This window comes from Thermomonas sp., assembly GCF_046293095.1.
Lineage (GTDB): Bacteria > Pseudomonadota > Gammaproteobacteria > Xanthomonadales > Xanthomonadaceae > Thermomonas.
Genome location: NZ_JBKBPN010000004.1, coordinates 219,410 through 242,830, shown reverse-complemented (window position 1 = coordinate 242,830; position 23,421 = coordinate 219,410). Strand labels below are relative to the sequence as shown.

Annotated in this window: 22 protein-coding genes; 9 read left to right on the top strand and 13 right to left on the bottom strand. The window is 66.7% G+C overall.

What is annotated here, in order from left to right; translation table 11 throughout:
• Nucleotides 1-65 precede the first annotated feature (65 nt).
• Both ACK4SG_RS09820 and ACK4SG_RS09815 read left to right on the top strand, forming a co-directional pair.
• Nucleotides 66-1,031 carry a TerC family protein gene (locus ACK4SG_RS09820; protein ID WP_409601560.1) on the top strand — a complete coding sequence of 322 codons (966 nt, stop codon included), beginning with the start codon at nt 66-68 and terminating at the stop codon, nt 1,029-1,031.
• A gap of 31 nt (nt 1,032-1,062) precedes the next feature.
• Nucleotides 1,063-1,884, top strand: coding sequence for a rhomboid family intramembrane serine protease (locus ACK4SG_RS09815; protein WP_409601559.1), 822 nt, complete (start codon nt 1,063-1,065; stop codon nt 1,882-1,884).
• Nucleotides 1,885-2,037: 153 nt separating this feature from the next.
• Here ACK4SG_RS09815 and ACK4SG_RS09810 read toward each other — a convergent pair whose 3' ends face one another.
• A complete protein-coding gene (locus ACK4SG_RS09810) occupies nt 2,038-2,688 on the bottom strand; it encodes a DUF2238 domain-containing protein (RefSeq protein WP_409601558.1) in 651 nt (216 codons plus the stop codon).
• Nucleotides 2,689-2,778: 90 nt separating this feature from the next.
• On the opposite strand from ACK4SG_RS09810, the gene ACK4SG_RS09805 reads away from it, so the two are divergent.
• Nucleotides 2,779-3,801 (top strand): patatin-like phospholipase family protein, encoded by a 1,023-nt coding sequence (locus ACK4SG_RS09805; RefSeq protein ID WP_409601557.1) that lies wholly within the window; start codon nt 2,779-2,781, stop codon nt 3,799-3,801.
• A gap of 6 nt (nt 3,802-3,807) precedes the next feature.
• Here the strand turns inward: ACK4SG_RS09805 and ACK4SG_RS09800 are convergent, their stop codons facing one another.
• Nucleotides 3,808-4,287: an Lrp/AsnC family transcriptional regulator gene (locus ACK4SG_RS09800; protein WP_409601556.1), complete on the bottom strand. Its 480-nt coding sequence runs from the start codon at nt 4,285-4,287 to the stop codon at nt 3,808-3,810.
• Between the two features lie 128 nt (nt 4,288-4,415).
• Between ACK4SG_RS09800 and phhA the strand changes: the two genes are divergently transcribed.
• The 3 genes from phhA to ACK4SG_RS09785 are packed head-to-tail and all read left to right on the top strand — an operon-like array spanning nt 4,416 to nt 8,254.
• Complete coding sequence (gene phhA / locus ACK4SG_RS09795) at nt 4,416-5,291, top strand: phenylalanine 4-monooxygenase (RefSeq protein WP_409601555.1); 876 nt, start codon at nt 4,416-4,418, stop codon at nt 5,289-5,291.
• Nucleotides 5,292-5,351: 60 nt separating this feature from the next.
• On the top strand, nt 5,352-6,389 hold the full coding sequence (locus tag ACK4SG_RS09790) for a class 1 fructose-bisphosphatase (protein ID WP_409601554.1): 1,038 nt from the start codon (nt 5,352-5,354) through the stop codon (nt 6,387-6,389).
• 50 nt (nt 6,390-6,439) lie between these two features.
• Complete coding sequence (locus ACK4SG_RS09785) at nt 6,440-8,254, top strand: SLC13 family permease (RefSeq protein ID WP_409601553.1); 1,815 nt, start codon at nt 6,440-6,442, stop codon at nt 8,252-8,254.
• 4 nt (nt 8,255-8,258) lie between these two features.
• On the opposite strand, the gene ACK4SG_RS09780 is transcribed toward ACK4SG_RS09785, so the two are convergent.
• Nucleotides 8,259-9,377, bottom strand: a complete 1,119-nt coding sequence (locus ACK4SG_RS09780; protein ID WP_409601552.1) for a PA0069 family radical SAM protein — start codon at nt 9,375-9,377, stop codon at nt 8,259-8,261.
• A gap of 53 nt (nt 9,378-9,430) precedes the next feature.
• Between ACK4SG_RS09780 and cls the strand changes: the two genes are divergently transcribed.
• From cls to ACK4SG_RS09765, 3 genes are read left to right on the top strand one after another with little or no spacing between them, the layout of a single operon-like run.
• The gene (gene cls / locus ACK4SG_RS09775; protein ID WP_409601551.1) at nt 9,431-10,864 is read left to right on the top strand and encodes a cardiolipin synthase; all 1,434 of its coding nucleotides are present in this window, start codon (nt 9,431-9,433) and stop codon (nt 10,862-10,864) included.
• A gap of 47 nt (nt 10,865-10,911) precedes the next feature.
• The gene (locus tag ACK4SG_RS09770) at nt 10,912-11,169 is read left to right on the top strand and encodes a hypothetical protein (RefSeq protein ID WP_409601550.1); all 258 of its coding nucleotides are present in this window, start codon (nt 10,912-10,914) and stop codon (nt 11,167-11,169) included.
• Nucleotides 11,166-11,930 carry a pyridoxine 5'-phosphate synthase gene (locus ACK4SG_RS09765; protein ID WP_409601549.1) on the top strand — a complete coding sequence of 255 codons (765 nt, stop codon included), beginning with the start codon at nt 11,166-11,168 and terminating at the stop codon, nt 11,928-11,930. The genes ACK4SG_RS09770 and ACK4SG_RS09765 overlap by 4 nt, the downstream gene beginning before the upstream one ends.
• 177 nt (nt 11,931-12,107) lie before the next feature.
• Here ACK4SG_RS09765 and ACK4SG_RS09760 read toward each other — a convergent pair whose 3' ends face one another.
• The 10 genes from ACK4SG_RS09760 to dnaA all read right to left on the bottom strand — a co-directional run bounded on the left by ACK4SG_RS09760 (nt 12,108) and on the right by dnaA (nt 23,299).
• Nucleotides 12,108-12,518: an ExbD/TolR family protein gene (locus ACK4SG_RS09760; protein WP_409601548.1), complete on the bottom strand. Its 411-nt coding sequence runs from the start codon at nt 12,516-12,518 to the stop codon at nt 12,108-12,110.
• A 12-nt stretch (nt 12,519-12,530) separates the two neighbouring features.
• Nucleotides 12,531-12,962, bottom strand: a complete 432-nt coding sequence (locus ACK4SG_RS09755) for an ExbD/TolR family protein (protein WP_409601547.1) — start codon at nt 12,960-12,962, stop codon at nt 12,531-12,533.
• A gap of 40 nt (nt 12,963-13,002) precedes the next feature.
• Complete coding sequence (locus tag ACK4SG_RS09750; protein WP_409601546.1) at nt 13,003-13,761, bottom strand: MotA/TolQ/ExbB proton channel family protein; 759 nt, start codon at nt 13,759-13,761, stop codon at nt 13,003-13,005.
• Between the two features lie 80 nt (nt 13,762-13,841).
• Nucleotides 13,842-14,513 (bottom strand): energy transducer TonB, encoded by a 672-nt coding sequence (locus ACK4SG_RS09745; RefSeq protein WP_409601545.1) that lies wholly within the window; start codon nt 14,511-14,513, stop codon nt 13,842-13,844.
• A 153-nt stretch (nt 14,514-14,666) separates the two neighbouring features.
• Nucleotides 14,667-15,791 (bottom strand): hypothetical protein, encoded by a 1,125-nt coding sequence (locus ACK4SG_RS09740; RefSeq protein WP_409601544.1) that lies wholly within the window; start codon nt 15,789-15,791, stop codon nt 14,667-14,669.
• Between the two features lie 98 nt (nt 15,792-15,889).
• Complete coding sequence (locus ACK4SG_RS09735) at nt 15,890-16,696, bottom strand: M48 family metallopeptidase (protein ID WP_409601588.1); 807 nt, start codon at nt 16,694-16,696, stop codon at nt 15,890-15,892.
• Nucleotides 16,697-16,776: 80 nt separating this feature from the next.
• Nucleotides 16,777-19,269: a DNA topoisomerase (ATP-hydrolyzing) subunit B gene (gene gyrB, locus ACK4SG_RS09730; protein ID WP_409601543.1), complete on the bottom strand. Its 2,493-nt coding sequence runs from the start codon at nt 19,267-19,269 to the stop codon at nt 16,777-16,779.
• Between the two features lie 147 nt (nt 19,270-19,416).
• Entirely contained in the window at nt 19,417-20,517 is a 1,101-nt protein-coding gene (gene recF / locus ACK4SG_RS09725) for a DNA replication/repair protein RecF (protein WP_409601542.1), read from the bottom strand.
• Between the two features lie 85 nt (nt 20,518-20,602).
• Nucleotides 20,603-21,703 (bottom strand): DNA polymerase III subunit beta, encoded by a 1,101-nt coding sequence (gene dnaN, locus ACK4SG_RS09720; RefSeq protein WP_409601541.1) that lies wholly within the window; start codon nt 21,701-21,703, stop codon nt 20,603-20,605.
• Between the two features lie 255 nt (nt 21,704-21,958).
• Entirely contained in the window at nt 21,959-23,299 is a 1,341-nt protein-coding gene (dnaA, locus tag ACK4SG_RS09715; protein WP_409601540.1) for a chromosomal replication initiator protein DnaA, read from the bottom strand.
• Nucleotides 23,300-23,421: the final 122 nt, after the last annotated feature.

The window sequence follows — 23,421 nt, the reverse complement described above, 5'->3', positions numbered from 1 at the left end:
GAAGCGCGCTCCCTTTCCATGCGTCCCTGCATGGACGCCTCCGCCGGTCGAACGGAGCGCATTGCATGGAGACGATTGGAACCCCCTTTCTCTGGCTGGTATTCGGCCTGGTGGTGCTGGCCGCGCTGGTGGCCGACCTGGTGCTGATGCGCCACGGCGGGCCGCACAAGGTCACGTTCAAGGAAGCCGCCTGGTGGAGCCTCGGCTGGGTCGCACTGGCGCTGGCCTTCAACGCCTGGCTGTGGTGGGAGGCGGGACAGCGCTTCGGCGCCGCGGAAGGCGGGCGCATCGGCATGGAGTTTTTGACCGGCTACCTGGTCGAAAAAGCGCTGGCGGTCGACAACATCTTCGTGTTCCTGATGATTTTCAGCTACTTCGCGGTGCCAGAGATGCAACGCCAGCGCGCGCTGGTGATCGGCATCATCGGCGCCATCGTGCTGCGCGCGATCCTGATCTTCGCCGGCGCGCTGTTGCTGTCGAAGTTCCACTGGGTGCTGTATCTGTTCGGCGCCTTCCTGCTGCTGACCGGCATCAAGATGTGGCGTGCCGCGGGCGAGGAACCCGACCTTGACCGCAACCCGGTGCTGCGCTGGCTGACCGCGCACGTGCCATTCGTGCGCCGCTATGTGGGCAGCGCGCTGTGGATCGGTCAGGGCCGCCGCCGCAAGTTCACCCCGCTATTCATCGTGATCGCGATGATCGGCATCACCGACGTGATCTTCGCGGTGGATTCGATCCCGGCGATCTTTGCCATCACCACCGACCCGTTCATCGTGCTGACCTCCAACGTGTTCGCCGTGCTGGGCCTGCGCGCGATGTTCTTCCTGCTGCAGGGCATGGCCGACCGCTTCCACCTGCTGCCCTATGGCCTTGCGCTGGTGCTGGCCTTCATCGGTGCCAAGATGCTGCTGATCGACCTCTACAAGATCCCGATCCTGCTCTCGCTGGGCGCGGTGGCGGTCATCATCGGCACCACCATCGCACTCAGCCTGCTGCGGCCGAAGCCGGGGCACGCGCCGCCGGCCCCTTGAAGCCGGCGCGTGGCGTGACCACCTGATCGGGATGTCCGCTTCCTCCACCCGCGATGCCCAGCGCCAGGCCGACCGGGCACGCGTCCGCCGCGCGCTGAATGCCAGCTTGGGCGCCGCGTTGCTGCTGTGGGCCTGCTTCGCGGCGCAGCAGGGCTTCGACTGGACGTTCCTAGCGGTCACGCCACGCACCGCGGAGGGACTGCTCGGGCTGCTGGCGGCCCCTTTTTTACACGGCTCGGTGGCGCACGTGCTGGCCAATACCACCGCGCTGCTGCTGCTCGGCACGCTAGCCGGCACCGCCTACCCGAAGGCGACGCTGCGCGCGCTGCCGCTGCTCTGGCTGGGGTCTGGGCTGGGCGCCTGGCTGCTGGGCCAGCCCGGCTCGCACCACCTGGGCGCCAGCGGCGTGACCCACGGTCTGGGCTTTCTGGTGTTCACGCTGGGCCTGCTCCGCCGCGACCGCGCCGCGATCGCCGCCGGCATGATCGCGTTCCTGTTCTACGGCGGCATGTTGATGTCGGTACTGCCGCGCGAAGCCGGCGTGTCCTGGGAATCGCACCTGGGCGGCGCCTTGGCCGGCATCGTGGCCGCGATCCTGTTCCGCCGTAGAGACCCGCAGCCGCTACGGCCGAAGTACAGCTGGGAAATCGAGGAAGAGAGCGAAGCGGCGCAGGCGCGGGAACGCGCCGAGGCCGGCTTCGAAACATACGAACTGCGCGCCCCGGACGATGTCCCGGTGCTGTGGCAGCGCACGCCGCCATCGGCCGAGGCGACGGTGTTGCCGTTCCGGCGCCCCTCCGGCCATGATCCCGGCGGCGCGGCGGAAGGCCCCCGATTGGATACCAACAGGTAGGAATTTTCTGAAATCCGCGTCGGTGTTTTCCGTGTGCATCAGCGCCAATACCCTGTCACTGGGCCTGGAAGCGCGTTTCTGAGCACCCCGCCAGCAGTGACGCCACGACTGCCGCCGCAAGGCGGCAGTCGTATTTTCAAAGCCGAGCAGGTGCTATTTCCCCGCCAGCACCACTGCCCCCAGCTGGCGGTCATGCCAGCGCGACAACAGCAGCAGGGACGTGGCCGCACCGCACAGGCACAGGAACATGTCCCATTGCGTATCCCAGACATCGCCCTGGGTGGCGAGGAACGCATCGGCGTCAGCACCATAGATCAATGCCGACCACCATTCGATCAGTTCGAAGAACGCCGAAAAGCTGAGGCACGCCGCCAGCACCAGGTACACCAGCCAGCCGCCGCGGCGTAGCGGCGTCAGCCGCAGCAGCAGCTCGCGCGCCAGGATGGCGGGGACGAAGCCCTGCATCCAGTGGCCCACGCGGTCCCAGGGGTTGCGGGTGGTGTCCAGCAGATCCTGCAGCCAGAACCCAAGCGGCGTTTTCGCATAGGTGTAGGCGCCGCCATGGATCAGCACCAGCGCATGCAGCGCCAACAGCCAGCACAGCAACCGGGTCAGCGGGAAGTGCGGCCAGCGCCACGCAATCAGCGCCAGGCCAACCATCGCCCATACCGTTTCCAACACCCAGGTCAGCCGATCGGTGGCGATGGCCAGCGACACCGCGAGGGCTAGCACCACGCCACCAGCCAGCAGCCAGCGTTCGATGCGGGTGGGTGGAATGGCAACAGGATGTGGGTGGCGGGTCATGCACGGATGCTAGCGCACGATTCCGCCGCGGTTGCGGTTGCGCGCCGTAAGCTTTGCCGTCTTTTCCCATACCCATCATTCACACCTGCCATGCGCCGCATCGTCGCCCTTGTCTGCTCCGCCGTTCTGCTGGCGGCCTGTGCCAGCGCCCCCGCGCCAGCGCCGGCGCCTGCTCCGCCGCCAACCAAGGTCGAGATCAAACCCATCAAGGTGGGGCTGGCGTTGGGAGGTGGGGCCGCCAAGGGCTTTGCCCACATCGGCGTGATCAAGATGCTGGAGGCCAACGGCATCCAGCCGGTGGTGGTGGCCGGGACCAGCGCTGGCAGCGTGGTGGGCGCGCTGTATGCCGGCGGCATGGATGCCTATGCCCTGCAGCAAAACGCCTTCGAACTGGATGAGTCCCGCATCCGCGATGTCAGCCTGTTTTCCGGCGGGCTGGTCAAAGGGCAGAAACTGCAGGAGTACGTCAACCAGTTGCTGGGCAACCGCCCCTTCGAAAAGCTGAAGAAACCCTTTGCCGCCGTCGCGACCCGGCTGGAGGACGGCCAGCGCACGGTGTTCGTGCGCGGCAACGTCGGCCAGGCGGTGCGCGCGTCCAGCTCGATTCCGGGGGTGTTCGAGGCAGTCAGCATCGGCAAGCACCATTACGTCGATGGCGGCGTGGTCAGCCCGGTGCCGGTGGACGCCGCGCGCGAGCTGGGTGCCGATTTCGTCATCGCGGTAGATATCTCCACCAAGGCCACCGGCAGCGCGGATCCCTCCAGCCTGCTGGGCAACATCAACCGCAGCATCGCGATCATGGGGCAGAAGCTGGGCGCCGCCGAACTGGCGCGGGCCGACATCGTGATCCGTCCCGCGGTGAACGACATCGGCGCTGCCGATTTCGACCAGAAAAACCGCGCCATCCTGGAAGGCGAGCGCGCCGCGCAGGCCGCCCTGCCGCAGATCCGCGCAAAGCTCGCCGCCCTGCAGGCACAGCGCCTGGCGCAGGCCCGCCAGGCCGCAGAGAGCAAGGCGGCAGCGCAACGAGAGGCCGAGCGCAAGGCGCGCTGCGCGCAGCAGACCGGCCTGCTGGACAAGCTGCGCCGCGATGCGGACTGCCGCGCCGACTGACCGGGCTTACGCTTCGCCGGCCAGCGGCAATGCCTGCGCGCGCTTGACCGTGCGCAGCACGAAGCTGGTGTTGACGTCGGCCACTTCGGCCTGCGCCAGCAGCTTGTCCAGCAGGAAGCGGGAGAAGTGCTCCAGATCGCGCACCACCACGTGCAGCAGGTAATCCATGTCGCCGGTCAGCGCGTGGCAGGCCACGATCTCCGCCCAGCCGTTGACCTGTTCGGCGAACACCGCGATGCGGGCGGCGTCGTGGCTCTTCAGCTGCACGCGCACGAACGCCTGCAGACCAAGCCCCAGCTTCTCCGGGTCAACCTCGGCGCGATAGCCGGCAATCACGCCCTCGCGCTCCAGCCGCTGCACCCGGCGCAGGCAGGCCGAGGGCGACAGGTGCACGCGTTCGGCCAGCTCGGCGTTGGTCTGGCGGCCGGCCCGCTGGAGTTCCGCCAGCAGCAACAGATCAATGCGATCGAGCGTCGTCTTTGTCATTTTTTCCCACTGGATCCACTAATGACGCAATAATTTTGCGCTCATTCGCAATATCCACGCAAGAACGCAGACATCTTGCGCCGGTTGGCGCTTACGCTGGGTCATCACTCTGGTTGCCCCCTTTCGCCATGTCCGCTCTGCCCACCCCGCGCCGCCTCGAAAACATCCAGACCGACCGGGGCTCGGTGCCCGTGTACGCCACCGGCACGGTGGAGCAGCCTTGGGACAGCTACACCGAGGCCGATCACGCGGTGTGGCGGCAGCTGTACGCGCGCCAGCAGGCGCTGCTGCCCGGTCGCGCCTGCGACGCTTTCCTGCAGGCGCAGGCGCGGATGCGGATGCCGTCAGACCGGATTCCGAAGTTCTCCGATCTCAATGAAATCCTCGGTGCCGCCACCGGCTGGCAGATCGTGGCGGTGGAAGGGCTGCTGCCGGAGCTGGACTTCTTCACCCACCTGGCCAACCGCCGATTCCCGGTGAGCTGGTGGATCCGCCGACCCGACCAGATCGACTACATCGAGGAGCCGGACCTCTTCCACGACCTGTTCGGCCACGTGCCGCTGCTGATGGATCCGATGTTCGCCGATTACCTGCAGGCCTACGGCCGGGGCGGGGTGAAGGCGCACGGCATCGGCCCGGACGCACTGATGCAGCTGGCGCGGCTGTACTGGTACACGGTGGAGTTCGGCCTGATCCGGCAAGCCGACGGGCTGCGCATCTACGGCGCCGGCATCGTCAGCTCCAAGGGCGAGTCGATCTACTGCCTGGAGAGTGCCGCGCCCAACCGGATCGGCTTCGACCTGGAGCGGGTGATGCGCACGCGCTACCGCATCGACACCTACCAGAAGACGTACTTCGTCATCGACAGCTTCGAGCAGCTGATGGACGCGACGCGGCCCGACTTCGCCCCGATCTACGCCCGCCTGACCGGACAGGACACGATCCCGGCAGACGCCGTGCTGGCCACCGACACCGTCCTCCAACGCGGCAACGGCGGCGCCTGACGCCCGGGCCACGCCGGCATCGGCGACAATGGCGGCTTCGTCCCCGCCGAGGCCGTGCCCGTGACGCAAGCCCAGATTTCGCTGACCCGCTTCCTCATCGAAGAACAGCGTGCCGACCGCATCAACCCCGAGTTGCGCCTGCTGGTGGAAGTGGTGGCACGCGCCTGCAAGCGCATCTCGATTGCGGTGGGCAAGGGCGCGCTGGGCGGCGTGCTGGGCGACGCCGGCGAGGCCGGGCAGGCCAGCATCAACGTGCAGGGCGAGGCGCAGAAGAAGCTGGACGTCATCGCCAACGACGTGCTGCTGGAAGCCAACGCGTGGGGTGGCCATCTGGCCGGGCTGGCGTCGGAGGAGATGGACCACAGCCAGCCGATTCCGGACGTCTATCCGCGCGGCAACTACCTGCTGCTGTTCGATCCGCTGGACGGCAGCTCCAACATCGACGTCAACGTCTCGGTGGGCACCATCTTCTCGGTGCTGCGCTGCCCGGAGGGCGTGACCACGCCGGAGGACGCACACTTCCTGCAGCCCGGCACCGCGCAGGTCGCGGCCGGTTACTGCGTGTACGGTCCGCAGACCACGCTGGTCCTCACCGTCGGCCACGGCACCCACGCCTTCACCCTGGACCGCGAGGTCGGCAGCTTCATGCTGACCACCCGCGGCATGCGCATCCCGGAGGAAACCCGGGAATTCGCGGTCAACATGTCCAACCAGCGCTTCTGGGAACCGCCGATGCAGCGCTACGTCGGTGACCTGCTGCTGGGCAAGGACGGGCCGCGCGGCAAGGACTTCAACATGCGCTGGATCGCCTCGATGGTGGCCGACGTGCACCGCATCCTCACCCGCGGCGGCATCTTCAGCTATCCGCTGGACAGCAAGTGCGCGCCCAAGGGTGGCAAGCTGCGGCTGATGTACGAGGCCAACCCGATGAGCCTGCTGGTGGAACAGGCCGGCGGCGCCGCCAGCACCGGCCGCCAGCGCATGCTGGAGGTCCAGCCCAGCGGCCTGCACCAGCGGGTACCGGTATTCCTGGGTTCGAAAGCGGAAGTGGAGGCCGCGGAGGCCTACCACCGCGCCCATGACGCCGCATTGGCCTGAGTGGACACTCCGGCAGCACGCCTTGACGGCGCCTGCGGCAGAATGCCTCCATGCACCTTGACCCGCACCTGTGGCCCCCCCTCGCCTTCGGCCTAATCCTGGCAGGCGGCCTGTATCTGTTCATCAGCGAGAAGCTGCGGGTCGACGTGACCGCGATGCTGATCCTGCTGGCGCTGGTGTTGACCGGCGTCCTGAGCGACAAGCAGGCGCTGTCGGGGTTCTCCAGCGAACCGGCCATCATCGTGGCGGCGGTGTTCGTCATTTCCGGCGCCCTCGGCGCCACCGGCATCAGCGAGAAGCTCGGTCGTTGGGTGGAGCGTGCGTCAGGCAACCACGAGTGGCGCACCATCGCGGTGGTCATGCCGATGGTGGCGTTGCTGGCCTCGTTCACCCACCACGTGATGGTCACCGCGATGATGCTGCCGCTGCTGCTGCGGCATGCGCGCAATCGCCGCCTGCCGGCTTCACGCCTGCTGATGCCGATGTCGCTGGCGGCCTCGCTGGGCACCACGTTGACCCTGTTCAGCGCGCCGGCTTTCCTGCTGGCCAACGACATGCTGGTGCGTGCCGGCGCCGAAGGGCTGGGGATTTTCTCGATCACGCCGATCGGCATTGCGCTGGTGCTGGTGGGCACCGCCTACATGCTGCTGACCCGCTGGCTGCTGCCCAAGCACAGTGGCGAACAGAACGAGGATGACTACCTGCGCCTGGACCGTTACCGCACCGAGCTGGTGGTGGTGAAGGACGGCCATTGGTGCACGCGCCCCTTGGCCGAGCTGCAGAAAGCATTGGGCGAACGTTTCCGCCTGCTGGGCTGGCTGCGTGACGGCGTGCGTCGTGACGACCTGGGCGCCAGCAGCCCGCTGCTGGCCGGCGACGTGCTGCTGGTGGAGGCAGCGGCCGACGAACTGATGTCGCTGCACGAGGATGTCGGCCTCGACCTCAATGCCGTTGCCCGCTTCGGCGGTCTGGCCAGCGGCGATGGCAAAACGCAGCTGGTACAGGCCGTGGTGGCGCCGGGTTCGGAATTCATTGGCCGCAGCATCCGTGAACTGGATTTCGCCCGCCGCTTCCACACCGTGATCGCCGGCCTGTGGCGGCGCGGCGAGCAGATGGCCGACCGGCTGTCCGACGCACGCCTGCGCGAAGGCGACCTGCTGGTGCTGTGGGGGCGGCCTGCGCGCTTCGCGGAACTGGCCGCACACCACGGCTTCTTGATGTTGGTGCCGTTTGCGGGTGAGGCCAAGCGGCGCCTGCGCGCGCCGCTGGCGCTGGCCATCCTGGGCCTGACCGTGCTGGCCGCCGCCACCGAATGGCTGTCGCCGCCATTGGCGTTCCTGGCCGGAGCAGTGGCCATGGTGGCGACCCGCTGCATCGACGTGGAACAGGCGTACCGCGGCATCGACGTGCGTATCTTCGTGATGATCGCAGGCGTCATCCCGCTGGGCATCGCAATGGAACAAACCGGCACCGCCGCGCTGCTGGCGCAGTGGCTGTCCCATTTCATCGAACACTGGTCGCCGCTGGCGATCCTGCTGGTGATGTTCTCGCTGGCGGCGCTGCTGACCCAGGTGATGAGCGATGCCGCCACCACCGCGTTGCTGGGCCCGATCTCGATCGCCACCGCGCAGGTCTTGGACCTGCCGCCAGCACCTTTCGTGGTCTGTACGGCGCTGGGTGCGGTGGTTGCCTTCCTGACCCCCATCGGCCATCACGGCAACCTGCTGATCCTGCGTCCCGGCCAGTACCGGTTCGGCGATTTCCTGCGTATCGGCCTGCCGCTGACCGTGCTGATCGGCCTGGTCAGCGCCTGGATGGCCCGTTGGCTGTGGATGGGCGGGCCGCTGCTGCCCATCCCCGGCTGAGCGCTCAGAACAACTCGCCCTGCGGCGAGTCCGGCTGTGGCCGCACGAACAGGTCGGTACGCAAGGGCGGCAGCGCGCCGTAACCGCATCTGCGACGCGCCTTGGCAAAACGCAGGGCGATCAGGTCGGCGAACGGCCCTTCGCCGCGCATGCGGGTACCGAATGCGCTGTCATAGTCCTTGCCGCCGCGCATCTGCCGGAGCAGGCTCATCACGTGGGCGGCGCGGTCCGGATAGTGCAGGCGCAACCATTCGCGCCAGATATCCTTCAACTCGTGCGGCAAGCGCAGCAACACGTAGCTCGCGGACTGCGCACCGGCCTCGCGCGCCGCGGCCAGGATGCGCTCGAGATGCGCGTCGGTGATCGCCGGGATCACCGGCGCCACCAGCACGCCCACCGGTACGCCCGCTTCGCGCAGCGCCGAGATCAATTTCAATCGCGTGTGCGGCGCGGCGGCACGCGGTTCCAGCGCGGCCGACAGCCCGTTGTCCAGCGTGGTGACCGAGACGTAGACGCTGGCCAACCCGTCCCGCGCCAGCGCGGCCAGCAGGTCGAGGTCGCGCAGCAGCGCGCTGCCTTTGGTGACGATGCTGAGCGGATGGCGGGTTTCCCGCAGCACCTCCAGGCAGGCACGGCTGATGCTGTAGCGGCGCTCGATCGGCTGCCAACCGTCGGTGTTGATGCCCAGTGCGATGGGCGCAGGCACGTAACCCGGCTTGGCAAGCTCGGCGCGCAACAACTCGGCCGCGTTGGTCTTGGCGAACAGCCTGGTTTCGAAATCCAGCCCCGGCGACAGGTTCAGGTAGGCATGCGATGGGCGCGCAAAGCAATAGACGCAGCCGTGCTCGCAACCGCGATAAGGGTTGACCGACTGCGAGAAACCGATGTCCGGCGAAGCGTTGCGGCTGATGATGCGGCGCGCGCGCTCCTCGGCGACCTGCGTGCGCAGTGCCGGCGCTTCCGCCAGCGCGTCGTACACCGAGCCCCAGCCATCGTCTTCGCCAACCTGCGCGCGCGTTTCAAAGCGTCCCGCAACCCAAGAGGCGGCACCACGGCCGCGGACGGGTGCCTGCACGCGCCGGGCATCCTCCCCGGGCGAGGGTGGAATGGATGCAATCTCCATCCGCGCAGCCTACGCTGTGGCCGTCGCACGTGCCGCGACCAAGGACGCCACCCATGCCCGGCTTCACCCCCCTCTGGGACGCCCTGCTTGCGATCCCCCATCTGAAAACATGGCTGTTCGCGGGCTGGTTGCTGTATTTCCTCTGGCTGGGCGGCTGGATCCTGCTGCAGAAACGCGAACCGGTGGCCACGCTGAGCTGGCTGATCAGCCTGGCGGCGCTGCCCTACCTCGGCTTTTTGGTCTATTACTTCTTCGGACCGCAGCGGATCAAGCGTCATCGTGCCCGGCGCCGGCGCCACCATGCCGTGCTCTACCCGGACACAGGCGGGCAGGAAAGCGTCGAGCTGCGCACCCTGGCGCATGCCACCACCGGCCTTGCACCCAGCACCGCACGCGACGTGCGCCTGCTGGTGGACGGCGGCAACACATACCCCGCGTTGCTGGAGGCCATCGCGGGGGCGCACGACCACATCCATCTGGAGTACTACATCTACAACCCCGACCGTACCGGCAGCGCCCTGCTCAACGCGCTAGTCGAGCGCGCCCGGGCCGGGGTGAAGGTCCGCCTGCTGCTGGACGCAATCGGCTCCAGCCGTGCCAAAGCCCGTTTTTTCGCTCCGTTGCTGGCAGCCGGCGGCGAGCTGGCTTGGTTCCATCCAGTGCGTCCGTGGATGCTCTGGAAACGGCCCTGGATGAACCTGCGCACCCATCGGAAGCTGGTGGTCATCGATGGCGCGGTCGGCTTCCTCGGCGGCATCAACATCACCGATGAAGAAGACGAGCGGTTGCGCCCCGATGCCTATCGCGACCTGCATCTTCGGGTGGAAGGCGACATCGTCCGCTCCCTGCAGGAAGTATTCGTCGAAGACTGGGCCTATGCCACGCAGCGCAAGGACTTCATCGGCGACGTGGCGCGGGCGATGCCGCCAGCGCAGGTGGGCCCGATCCGTTCCCAGCTGCTCACCTCGGGGCCGGATTCGCCGTGGGAGGCGATCCATCGGGTGCAGGTCAGCGCCATCCACGCCGCCAACCGGCGCGTCTGGTTGTCCACACCTTACTTTGTCCCCGGCGAGGCTGCGATGATGGCGCTGACTTCGGCGGCACTGGGCGGGCTGGACGTGCGCCTGCTGGTGCCGAGAACCAGCGACAGCCGTCTGGTCACCTGGTGCATGCGCTCCTACTACGACGAGCTGCTGGCCGCTGGGGTGAAGGTCTACGAATACGGCCCGCGCATGCTACACAGCAAGACACTGCTGGTTGACGACCAGCTGGCGATCATCGGCAGCGCCAACTTCGACCACCGCAGCTTTCGGCTCAACTTCGAGGCCTCGCTACTGTTCGAGGATGCCGCCGTTGCCGCCACATTGGCAGCGCTGGTGGAGGGCGAATTCGCTTTCGCCCCGCGGGTGCGCGCCGACCGCAACCGGCCCCTGTTCACGGCCCGGTTGCCCGAAGCCCTGGCGCGCCTGATGGCCCCCCTGCTGTAAGCCACGCCGCGGCGTAAACTGCGCAGGTCCGATCCGGAGCCGCGCGCATGCACTGGTTGTTCCTGCTGCTGGCCATCGCCGCCATGGCCCTTGCCTTTATCACCACCTCGGTCGGCGTGCTGGCCGGCTGCCTGCTGGCGGCACTGGTGTTCTTCATTCTGTGGGTGCTGGGTCTGTACCAGGCGCGGGTCGCCGGAAGTGGGCGCGATGCAAGCGCGATGCTTGACCCGGCCGAACTGCGCCGATTGCGCGAACAGGCACAAGCGCGCCAGCAGGACCGCGACGCCTCCGGCCCCGCGACATGACCGCGCTCAGCGTCAACCTCAACAAGATCGCCGTCCTGCGCAACTCACGCGGCGGGCGCGATCCCGATGTCGTCGCTGCCGGCGTTGCCTGCCTAGATGCGGGTGCACACGGGTTGACCGTGCATCCGCGTCCTGATGGCCGTCATATCCGCACCGACGACGTGCATGCGCTGGGTGCGCTGTGCGCTGCCCGCGGCGTCGAGTTCAATGTGGAAGGCAATCCCTTCGCAGCGCCCCGGCCCGGCTATCCCGGGCTGCTGGCGCTGTGCGAGGCGGTTCGCCCCGCGCAGGTGACGCTGGTTCCTGATGGCGATGGCCAGCTGACCTCCGACCATGGCTTCGATTTCGCCCGGGACGGTGCGGCCCTACGTCCGCTCATCGCCGCGTTCAAGGCGCTGGGTTGCCGGGTCAGCGTATTCGTCGACGTGGGGGATCCTGCGGTCGGGCAGGCGGCGGCGGTGGGTGCCGATCGCGTCGAGCTCTACACCGGGCCGTACGCGGCCGCCTACGCTGCCGGCACGCCGGAGACCGCCTTGGCAGCGGCGGCGGATACGGCACGACGCGCCCAATCGGCCGGCCTGCAGGTCAACGCCGGCCACGACCTGAGCCAGGCCAATCTTGCGGCGTTCCTCGCCGCGGTGCCCAACGTGCGCGAGGTGTCGATCGGCCATGCGCTGATTGGCGAAGCGCTGTACGCGGGCCTGGATGCGACCGTGCGTGCTTACCGTCGCATCGTTGACGCGGCGCGCCCCGCTGGCTGAGCCCATCTGGGCAGCTTGTCTTGACTGGCGACGGCGCCCGGTCTTCCAACGGGATGCCGGCCCACTGGAACAGCCGGCCCGGTATTGGCTTCCGCCAACCCCTTGCACAAAAAAACGCCGCCCGGAGGCGGCGTTTCGTCATCCACGACGTGCCCTGAAAGCCAGGGCCTGAATTGCTTATTTCTGGACGAAGCCGATCTTCATCATCTCGGCGTTCTTGGCGGCCGCCAGCACCTTGGCCAACACGCCGTACTCCGCTGATTCGTTGGTGTCGATCTGCAGTTCCGGCTGGTTGGTGGGATCGCGGGCGACTTCCTCTTCCATCATCTTCTGCAGCGCGCTGACCGGCGTCGGCGAGTTGTTCCAGAAGACCTGGCCCGAGGCGTCGATCCGCAGTTCGATCGGATCCGGCGGTTCCTTCGGATTCTCCGGCGGCTTGTCCGTCTTCTGCGGCAGGTCGACATCGACCGGCACCGACTGGATCGGCATCGTCACCATGAAGATGATGAGCAGCACCAGCATCACGTCGATCAGCGGCGTGACGTTGATGTCCGCCATCGCGCCTGCACTGGCTTTGGCAAAGGCCATCTTGCGTTCTCCTTACTGCCCTTTCTTGGGCGGCGTGGTGATGAAGCCGACCTTCGCCATGCCCTGCGCCTGCGCGATCTTGACGACCTCGTTGATCAACCGGTACGGCGTGGTCTTGTCGCCACGGATCTGCACCGGCGGCTGCGGGGTCTTCTGCGCCTCGACCGACAGGCGGCTTTCGATCGCCTGCCGGGTCGTGGGCTCGTCGTTGAGGAAAAGCTCGCCCGCTTCGGTCACTGAAATAGTGATCGGCGGAACTTGCTGCTTCTTCTCTTCCTTTTTCAGGACCACCGCTTCCGGCAGCTGCACCTTGACCTTGTGGTTCATCAGCGGCGTGGTGATCATGAAGATGATCAGCAGGACCAACATCACGTCCACGAGGGGCGTGACGTTGATTTCGGCCATCGGCGCGCCGTCTTCCTTGTTACCGACACTTACTGCCATGGTCAGGGGCCTCCGTCAGAATAGCTGCTCGCAAAGGCGATCAGCGCTTGCCGCTCGCGTCGCCGACGCGAGCGCCGGTGGCGAAGAAGTCGTGCAGGTCGTGCGCGAAGGTGTCGAACTGGTTGTTGGTGATGCGGTTCGCGCGCACAAAGGCGTTGTACGCCAGCAGCGCCGGGATCGCCACGAACAGACCAATCGCGGTCATGATCAGCGCCTCGCCCACTGGGCCGGCCACCGCGGAGATCGAGGCGTCGCCCGACGAACCGATCTTGATCAGCGCGTGGTAGATGCCCCACACGGTACCCAGCAGGCCGACGAACGGAGCCGAGGAACCGGTGGTCGCCAGCACGGTCAGGCCGGACTCCAGGTTCAGCGACTCGCGGGTCACGGCCTGGCGCAGGGCACGGTCGACGAACTCGGAGCGGTTCAGCGACTCGGCCAGCTTGGAACCGTCGTGGCGGGAGTGGTGCGCGGCGGCCTGAGCGGCATCGAGCGCGATCTTGGAGAAGGGCTCCCACTTGGGCTGCTCTTCCATGAAGCGGATCGCGTCCTGCGCGTTCGGGGTTTCCCAGAACGTATTGACGACGCGATCGGCGCGGCTGCGCAGACGCATGTTCTTGATGAAGTTCATGATGATCCAGTACCAGGACATCACGGACATGATGCTCAAGGTCAGGAACACGATCCAGCCGACGATGTCGAAGTTCTGGATCAGATGGTCAAAGCCCATCTGCTGCAGCGCGGCGGCGTTGTTGCCTCCGGCGGCGGCAGGTGCGGCGGCAGCAGTTTCTTGCAACATACGCTTACCCTTGGATGTCGTGGATGAAGTGGTTCAAGAGAGTGTGACGCGGGGGTGGAACGGTTGGAGCGGTACAGCGGTTACAGCTTGAATTCGACCGGGACGCGAACGCGACTGGCAACTTTCTGGCCGTTCTTGACCTCGGGGTTGAACCGCCAGCGCTTGGCGGCGGTGACCGCGGCGCGGTCCAGGTTGCGGTTGCCGCTGGACTTCTCGACCTCGACGTCCAGCACGCCGCCGTTGGCGTCGATGCTCACGATAAGGATCGTGGTGCCCTGGATGCCGCGGCGCTGTTCCTCCGGCGGATAGCGCGGCGGATTCATGGCGCGCGAGGACGGATCGACGCTGGAGCCGATATCCGGAACCGAGGCCGGCGGCGATGGCGGCGACGGCGGCGGTGCGGCCACGTCAACGGCGCGGGACTCGCTCAGCACGACAGGCGGATCTTCCGGCGGCGGCGGCACCGGGCTGGGCCGCGGCGGCGACAGCGTCTTCGGCGGCGTGGTCAGCGGCTTGGGCTGCTCCGGCGGCGGCGGCGGCGGCGGCGGCGGCGGGGGCGGCGGCTCGATGAAGGTGACGCTCACCACGTCGTTCTTCTCGACCTCCTGGGCCGGCGGCGACAACGGCGCCAGCAGCATGAGCAGCGCGGCCGCATGCAGGGCGATGGCGAAGCTGAAGCCGGCGATACGCGGCCAGCTAAGGCCGCTTTCACGGCTGTCATTCTTCTCGATGTAGGCGAGATGTTCCGTCATGCGCACGGCTCTGCTGTGGGGGGCCCCGATCGCTGCGACCGGGGCGGATTACGATGCAGCCTGAAGGCCGCAGGAATCCCCTAGTGTATACCAATTACCCCGGCTTGTTCCAAGCAAAGGATCCGATGTAAGCGGCAAACTGCGCACTGCGTCTCAGCGCGCCAAGATGCGGTTGGCGTCTTCGGGTTTCTTCACACCCTTCGCAAGCGCCTGCTTGGCGGCCTCCTTGGCTTCCGCCTTCTTGCCCGCGTAGTCCAGCACCTTGGCAAGATTGAGGTAGGCCTCGCCGTCGGCGGCCATCGGCGCGGCGCGCTTGTAGAGTTCGATCGCCAGCGGGATCTTGTCGTCCATGTAGGCGTTCTGGGCCAGCACCTGATAGTCGCGGGACAACTCCGGACCCGGCTGCAGGATGCCCTTCGCGACGCCGTCCTCCATCACCTTCTGCGCGTCGTTCCAGCGCTGTGCGTTCATGTAGCCAACGTAGAGCGCACGCAGTTCGCGCGGTTCTGCGAGCATGCCGCGCTTGTAGGCACTTTCCAGCAGGGTGTTGGCCTCATCAAACTTGTCGGCGCCCTGCAGCGCTGCGACCGCGTTCATCAGCAGGCGCTTGTCGTCGGGATTCTTCGCCACGAGCTGCTTGTAGATCGTGGCGGCTTCGTCGTGGCGATCCATGCCGGCCAGGATGCCGGCACGAAGCGCCTGATGCTCCGGCTTCTCCGAGCGGGTTTCGGCCAGGAACCGGTCGATGGTCTTCAGTGCGTCGGCATAGCGCTCCTCGCCGTACTGGATGACCGCCAGGTTGAACATCGTCGAGTAGTGGCCGTCGTTGTCCAACCCATTGGCGTCCAGCGCCTTGGCGAAATAATCGGCGGCCTTGGCCTGGTCCTGCATGTTGGCGGCGGCATTGCCGGCCACCGAATACGCGAAGGATTTCTCGTAGGCCCCCGCCATGGGCATGGCGGCGATTTCCTCGGCCTTGGCGATGGCGCCGGCCCAATCATCCTTCTCGAACAGGGCCTGGAGGTTTTGCAGCGGCTTGATGGTCTTCGGGGACGCCTTCGCATCCGGGGACTGGCGCGTTGCGTTGGGATAGAGCGCCGGCTTTGCTTCCTGCGCTTGCTCCGTTTTCTGACCCTTGCCCAGCTCCGCGAGCCGGCGGGCGCGCTCTTCGCGCATGCTGGTGGCTTGGGGGCCGGCGTGAACAACCGGGGCCAAGGTGAGCACGCCAAGGGCGGTGGCCAAGGCGATGGTCAGCGGGCGGCGGGACTGCTGGGTCATGGGGATTCCTCGGAGGCCGGAAGGCCGCGACAGGCGCGGCGAGATGCGGAAACGTAGCAGAAAGTGAAGGGTACCGGCGTATGCCGATCTTCACCCGTTCAACTGCAGTGCGGGCTGCGTCCCTGCGCGCGGGCCGCCTGCAGGGTGGGTACCAGTCCGGCTGCCCGCGCCTCCAGCTCGCGCAGGCGCGATTCCGGATCCGGGTGGGTGGACAGCCACCGCGGCGGGCGCGCGCCGCCAGCGGATGCCATGTTGCGCCAAAGCGCAACGGCGCCTTCAGGGTCGAAACCGGCCTTGGCCATCAGCGCCTGCCCGACCACGTCGGCTTCCGACTCCTGCACGCGCGAGTTCGGCAGCAGGAAGACACCCTCCAGCACGGCGCCCCCCAGCTGGCCGGTGGTCTGTTGTGCGGCATCGCCGTAGCGGGAGCCAGCCAGGGCACCGGCCACACCAAGCCCGGCCTGCGCCAGCACTTGCCGGGTCACTCGTTCGTCGTGATGGCGGGAGATGACATGGCCGATTTCGTGGGCCAGAACCGCAGCCAGTTGGTCCTGGTCCTTGGCAACCCGGAAGATGCCGGTGTACACGCCGATCTTGCCACCCGGCAGCGCCCACGCATTGGCCTCGTCCTTCTGGAATACCGCATAGTCCCAGCGCACCGCATTCCACGGCGGCGGCAGTTGCGCCGCCAGTGCGTGCACCACGCAACCCACGGTGGCATTGAGCCGCGCGTCCTTGCTCAGCGGGGTCTCCGCCTTGGCCTGGGAGAACGCCTGCAGGCCCATCTGGTCCAGCTCCGCCTGGGACACCGCACCCACATATTGGGTGCGCCCGGTCGGGGAGGTCGTGGTGACGCAGGCCACCAGCGAGAGCGTGAACGCTATGCCTGCTGCAAGAGGCTTGATCTGCATGGTGTCCTCCGATCCCGCGAGACAATGTCGTTGTAACCGCTACCTGCTGAAAGCCGCGTCAAGCCGGGCGCGGGTCAAACGTCCAGATTGGCGACCTTCAGCGCGTTGTCCTCGATGAACTCGCGACGCGGTTCCACCACATCGCCCATGAGCGTGCTGAACAGGGCATCGGCAGCCACCGCGTCTTCCAGCCTGACCTGCAGCAGGCGGCGGGTGTCCGGGTTCACCGTGGTGTCCCAGAGTTGCTCGGGGTTCATTTCGCCAAGGCCCTTGAAGCGCTGGATCTGGCGGCCCTTCTTGGCTTCTTCGAGCAACCACGCCTGTGCCTCGGCGAAGCGGCTGATCGGCTGCGCCTTGTTGCCGCGCACGATCCGCGCGCCCTCGCGCACCAGCCCGTGCAGCTGGGCCGCCGCCTCGCGGAGCGGCTTCAGCTCGCCATGCTCGAACAGCGTCTGCGGCAGTACCTGGGTCAACTCCTCGCCCATGTGGGTGCGGGTGATCAGCAGCGCGGCCGGACGGCCTTCCTGCGCCGCTTGCCAACGCAGGGTGTAGCGCGGCTTGCCGAGGCCACTCTGGTTGAGGCGCGCGGCCAATGCGGCCAGGCCGGCGGCCAGGTCGCCATGCGCGGCCACGCTGGCGGCGTCCAGCGGGACGAAGTCGATCAGCGCCTCCAGCACGCCCGGATCGAACCGGTGCGCGTTGCGGGCGATCGCTTCACGGGCACGCGCGTAGGCCAGCAGCAGACCCTCCAGCGCGACGCCCTCGATGGCCGGCTCGCCATCGGCCGGCACCAGGCCGGCGCCTTCCACCGCGTTGCCGGCCAGATAGGCGTCCAGCGCGGCATCGTCCTTCAGGTACAGCTCGTTCTTGCCCTGCTTGATCTTGTACAGCGGCGGCAGGCCGATGTAGATGTGGCCGCGGTCGATCAGCTCCGGCATCTGCCGGTAGAAGAAGGTCAGCAGCAAGGTGCGGATGTGGCTGCCGTCCACGTCGGCGTCGGTCATGATGATGACGCGGTGGTAACGCAGCTTGTCCGGGTTGTACTCCTCCTTACCGATGCCGGTGCCCAGCGCGGTGATCAGGGTGCCGACCTCGGCGCTGGCCAGCATGCGGTCGAAGCGCGCACGCTCGACGTTGAGGATCTTGCCGCGCAGCGGCAGCACCGCCTGGTTCTTGCGGTTGCGGCCCTGCTTGGCGCTGCCGCCGGCCGAGTCGCCCTCGACGATGAACAGCTCCGACAGCGCCGGGTCTTTTTCCTGGCAGTCGGCCAGCTTGCCGGGCAGGCCGGCGATGTCCAGCGCGCCCTTGCGGCGCGTCAGGTCGCGCGCCTTGCGCGCCGCCTCGCGGGCACGGGCGGCATCGACGATCTTGGAGGCGATGGCCCTGGCTTCGTTGGGATGTTCCTGCAGGAACTCCTCGAACTTTTCGGCAAAGATCGCATCGACCACCGCACGCACCGGTTCGGTGACCAGCTTCTCCTTGGTCTGCGAGGAGAACCCCGGATCCGGCACCTTCACCGACAGCACCGCGATCATGCCCTCGCGCATGTCATCGCCCGACAGCGCCACCTTGGCCTGCTTGGCGATACCGCTGTTCTCGATATAGCGGGTCAGGGTGCGGGTCAGCGCGGCGCGGAAACCGGTGAGGTGGGTGCCGCCATCCTTCTGCGGGATGTTGTTGGTGAAGCAGTACATCGTTTCCTGGTAGGAATCGCTCCACTGCACGGCGCAGTCGACCACGATGCCGTCCTGTTCGCCGCTGATCGAAATCACGTTGGGATGCAGTGGCGTCTTCAGCTGCGCCAGGTGCTCGACGAAGCTGCGGATGCCGCCTTCGTACTGGAAGACGTCATGCTTGCCGTCCGGACGTTCGTCGATCAGCTCGATGCGGACGCCGGAATTGAGGAAGCTGAGCTCGCGCAGGCGGCGGGCCAGGATGTCGTAGTGGAACTCGACGTTGTGATTGAACGCGACCACCGACGGCCAGAAGCGCACTTCGGTGCCGCGCTTGTCGGAGGCTTCCAGTCGCTTCAGCGGATACACCGGCTCGCCGTGCCGGTATTCCTGCTGCCAGTGGTACCCATCGCGCCAGATATCGAGGGTGAGCTTCTCGGACAGCGCGTTGACCACGGACACGCCCACGCCGTGCAGGCCGCCGGACACTTTGTAGCTGTTGTCGTCGAACTTGCCGCCCGCATGCAGGACGGTCATCACCACTTCGGCAGCCGAAACGTCGCGACCCTGCTTCTCGCTTTCCTTGGCGTGCCGGCCCACCGGAATGCCGCGACCGTTGTCCCAGACCGAGACCGAACCGTCGTCGTGGATGGTCACCCGCACCGCGTTGGCATAGCCCGCCAGCGCCTCGTCCACGCCGTTGTCCACCACCTCGAACACCATGTGGTGCAAGCCGGAGCCATCGTTGACATTGCCGATGTACATCCCTGGCCGCTTGCGGACGGCCTCCAGGCCTTCCAGCGCGGTAATGCTGTTGGCGTCGTAGTTACCGGAGCTGGCGGGGGTGTTGGCAGGTTGGGGCGACTGGCCCGGGGTCTGTTCGTTCTGCGACATCAGCGCGTTCGTCTCCCGAGGCGCGCCGGAGCGCGCCAAGACACATTAGCTATAGGAACACACAGTATAGCCGACCGATGCACAGGCCCGGTCGAAGCTACGGCACCGAAGCAAAGCACACGGCGTGGTTACCGTCGGGAAGCCGATTCAGCCGGAAACGAAACCAGAACCGGCGCTGATGACGCCATGTTCCACGTGGAACGTGGCCACAGGTCGCCCGAGGGACACCAACCCGGCCGGCGCCTCAGTGCCGGTTACCAGCACCTGCGCCCCACTGTCAGCCAATACTTCCAGAACCCGCTGCTGGTGCCGGCGATCCAGCTCCGAACCCAGGTCGTCCAACTGCAGGATCGGCCAATCCCCTCCCACCTCGGCAAGATGGGCGGCCTGCGCCAGCAGCAGAGCCAGGGCCAATTGCTTGGCCTGCCCCCGTGAAAGCCCCTCCCGACCAGGAAGGTCCCGCAGAACGAACCGCAGGTCTGCACGGTGCGGGCCCAGCGACGTGTGGCCCAGGGCCAGATCCCGCTCGCGCGACAGCAGCAGGGCATCGGCCAGCCCCAGCTCATGGCGTTTCCAGCCAGGTTGCAGGGCGATCTCGATCGCTCCCGCCGCAGGCAGCAGCTGGGGAAGGATCCGGGCCAGCTGTGGCTGCAGGCTTGTCACATACACCTCGCGCAGTTGGGTCAAGCGCTCACCTGCTTGCGCCAGTTCGGATTCCCATGCGTCCAACTGCCCCCCGCGCCCCCCCTGACGCAACAGGCTGTTGCGCTGCTTCAGCGCCCGCGCATACCGACGCCACTCGGGCATAAACCCATGTTCCACGTGGAACATGCCCCAGTCCAGATAGCGGCGCCGGACGTCGCCTCCCCCATCCACCAAGGCATGGCTGCCGGGTTCGAACGTCACCACGGCCAGCGCTTCGCACAGCGTGCCCAGCTGGCGGATTTCCTGACCGTCCAGGCGGGCCTGCCAGGCATTGCCGCCATGCCGAAGTCCCACCCGGCGCGACGCGCCCGCGTGGGTCTCCCATTCGACGTAGACCTGCAACGCTGCCTCCCCCTGCCGCACCAAACCGTCCCGGACCCGGCCGCGGAAACTCCGGCCATGGGCCAACAGGTGCAGGGCTTCCAATAGCGTGGTCTTGCCGCTGCCGTTGTCGCCGGTGATGAGGTTGAACCCGGGCTGGAGCTCGATTTCAGCCCTCTCGAAGCGTCGGATGGCTTCCAGGCGCAGTCGGCGGATCAGCATCGGCTACTCCGCGGCGCAGCCAAACAACGACGCCCGGACAATGCCGGGCGTCGTTGCAGGTGTTCCACGTGGAACATTAACCAGATCACAGGCGCAAGGGCATCACCACGTGGCGCGCATGGTGGCTGTCGGCGCCGCGCACCAGGGCGGAAGAATTGGCGTCGCGCAGCTGCATGACGACGAATTCGTCGCGCAGGGCGCTCAATGCTTCCAGCAGGTAGGTCACGTTGAAGCCGATGGCCAGCGAATCCACATGGGTCTCCGCCTCCACTTCTTCCTGGGCTTCTTCCTGTTCCGGGTTGTGGGCGCTGATTTTCAGCAGGTTGGGCGAGACTTCAACACGCACGCCGCGGTACTTCTCGTTGGACAGGATCGAGGCGCGCTGCAGCGAGGCGCGCAGGGCCTCACGGTCGATCTTCACCTCGCGGTCGGCACCGATCGGAATGACCGCCTCGTAATCCGGGAACTTGCCGTCAATCAGCTTGCTGGTGAAGGTGACATCGTCCCGCTTGATGCGGATATGGCCCTTGCCCAGCTCGAGCTCGATCTGGCGGTCGCCGCCTTCCAGCAGGCGCTGCAACTCCTGCACGCCCTTGCGCGGCACGATGATCTGACGGCGACCTGCATGCCCCTGTCCCAGCGCAGTTTCGCACAGGGCAAGGCGATGGCCGTCGGTGGCCACGCAGCGCAGGGTGTCGTCGCGCAGGTCGAACAGCAGGCCGTTGAGGTAATAGCGGACGTCCTGTTGCGCCATGGCGAACGCGGTGCGCTCCAGCAGTTCCTTCAGCGCCGCTTCCGGCACGCTGACCTGCTCGGTGGCCTCGACTTCATCCAACGACGGGAAATCGTTGGCCGGCAGGCTGGCCAGGCTGAACCTGCTGCGCCCGGCCTGCACGGTGACCTTGTCGCCGGACTGACTGACGGTGACCCGGCTGCCGTCGGGCAGCGCGCGGACGATTTCGAAGAGCTTGCGGGCAGGGATGGTGATCTCCCCGTCCTGCGCATCGTCAACCACTGTCCGGGCGACCATTTCGACTTCCAGATCGGTTCCGGTCAAGGCCAACTGGCCATCGTGCACCTTGGCCAGCAGGTTCGCCAGAACCGGCAAGGTGTGCCGGCGTTCAACCACGTTGACGACCTGGGCCAACGGCTTGAGCAGGACTTCGCGTTGCAGGGAGAACCGCATGTAAACCCCTCACCGTTTGGTTGGTTACGGACCTGCCGGTGGGCAGGCCCTTCGCTTTTCAAAAATGGATAAATCTAGAAAGCAGGTGGTGCTGGAGGTCCGGAAAACGGGGGATATCTATCCCAACCTGTTGTTTTTAAACGAATTTATCGGAGATGAAAGCCGCGGGGAAACCCCCTTTGGACTTGCGGACAACCTGTGGATGGTTTTGCTGGTGGCAGGGTGTCCCGGGGTTGTCCACAGCATCTCCCGATGTCATTCACTGAGTTTGCGGATCAGTTTGTCCCAGTCCTCGTGCAGCTTGCCGTCGCTCTCCATCAGCTGGCGGATCTGCCGGCAGGCGTGCAGCACGGTCGTGTGGTCGCGGCCATCGAATGCCATGCCGATTTCCGGCAGGCTGTGTTCCGTGAGTTCCTTGGCCAACGCCATCGCAACCTGACGCGGACGTGCCAGCGACCGCGTGCGCTTCTTGCCCAGCATCTCCCGCAGCTGAAGACCGTAGTAGTCTGCCACGGCCTTCTGGATGTTGGGGATGCTGATCGACTGCTGCTGTGCGCGCCACAGGTCGCGCAGGGTTTCCTGGGCGAACTCCAGGGTCACCGGCCGGCCCAGCAGCCCGGCCTGGGCCGTCAGCTTGTTGATCGCGCCCTCCAGCTCGCGCACGTTGCTGCGCATCTTTTTGGCGATCAGTTGGGCCACTTCGTCGGGGATCACCGCGCCACGCTCGCGTGCCTTGGACAGCACGATCTGGGCGCGGGTCTCGAAATCCGGCGGGTCGATCGCCACCGACAGCCCCCAGCCGAGGCGTGACTTCAGCCGCGGCTCCAAACCGTCCACCTCGCGTGGGTAGCGGTCGCAGGTCAGGATGATCTGCTGGCGTCCCTCGAACAAGGCGTTGAACGTGTGGAAGAACTCTTCCTGGGTGCGATCCTTGCCAGCGAAGAACTGGATGTCGTCGATCAGTAGCGCGTCGATCTTGTGGAACTGACGCTTGAACTGGTCGGTGGTTTTTTCCTGCAAGGAACGGAAAAACGCGTCGTAAAACGTGTTCGAGCGCAGGTACAGCACCCGTGCCGCCGGGTTGAGCCGACGCATCTCGTTGCCGGCGGCATGCATCAGATGGGTCTTGCCCAGACCGGTACCGCCGTACAGCAACAGCGGGTTGTGGCCGCGGTCGCCGGGCTTTTGCGCGGCGTGCCAGGCGGCGGCGCGTGCAAGCTGGTTGCTGCGGCCTTCGACGAAGTTGTCGAAGGTGTAATGCGGGTCGACGTTGCCCTGGAATGACGCCGGCGTGCCCGGGTCTGGGTGCTGTGCAGTGGCGGCCGGCAGGCGGGGAGCAGGGGCGGCAGTGGCCGCAGCCCGGCGCGGCGCGCCAATGTCGATCACCACGTCGGCGCTGCCGCCAAAGTGGGCGGCCAATTCGCGGATCCGCGGCAGGAACCGGCTTTGCACTTCGTCGCGGACGAAGGCATTCGGTGCGTAGAGGACCAGGCCGTCGTCGCGGCGATCGGCCTGCAGCGGCTTGAGCCAGGTGCGGACATCCTCCTGCGGGTACTCGGATTCCAGGCGTTGCAGGCAGGCGGGCCAGACGTGCATGTTGGGGAGAGTCCGGAAAAGCGGCGGCGCGGCCGGGGCAACGCCGCGGCGGCTGTGGATAAGCTGGGGATGGAGCAGGTTACCACCGCGCCCGGATGCCGCAAACCCGTTGCCGGTGGAGT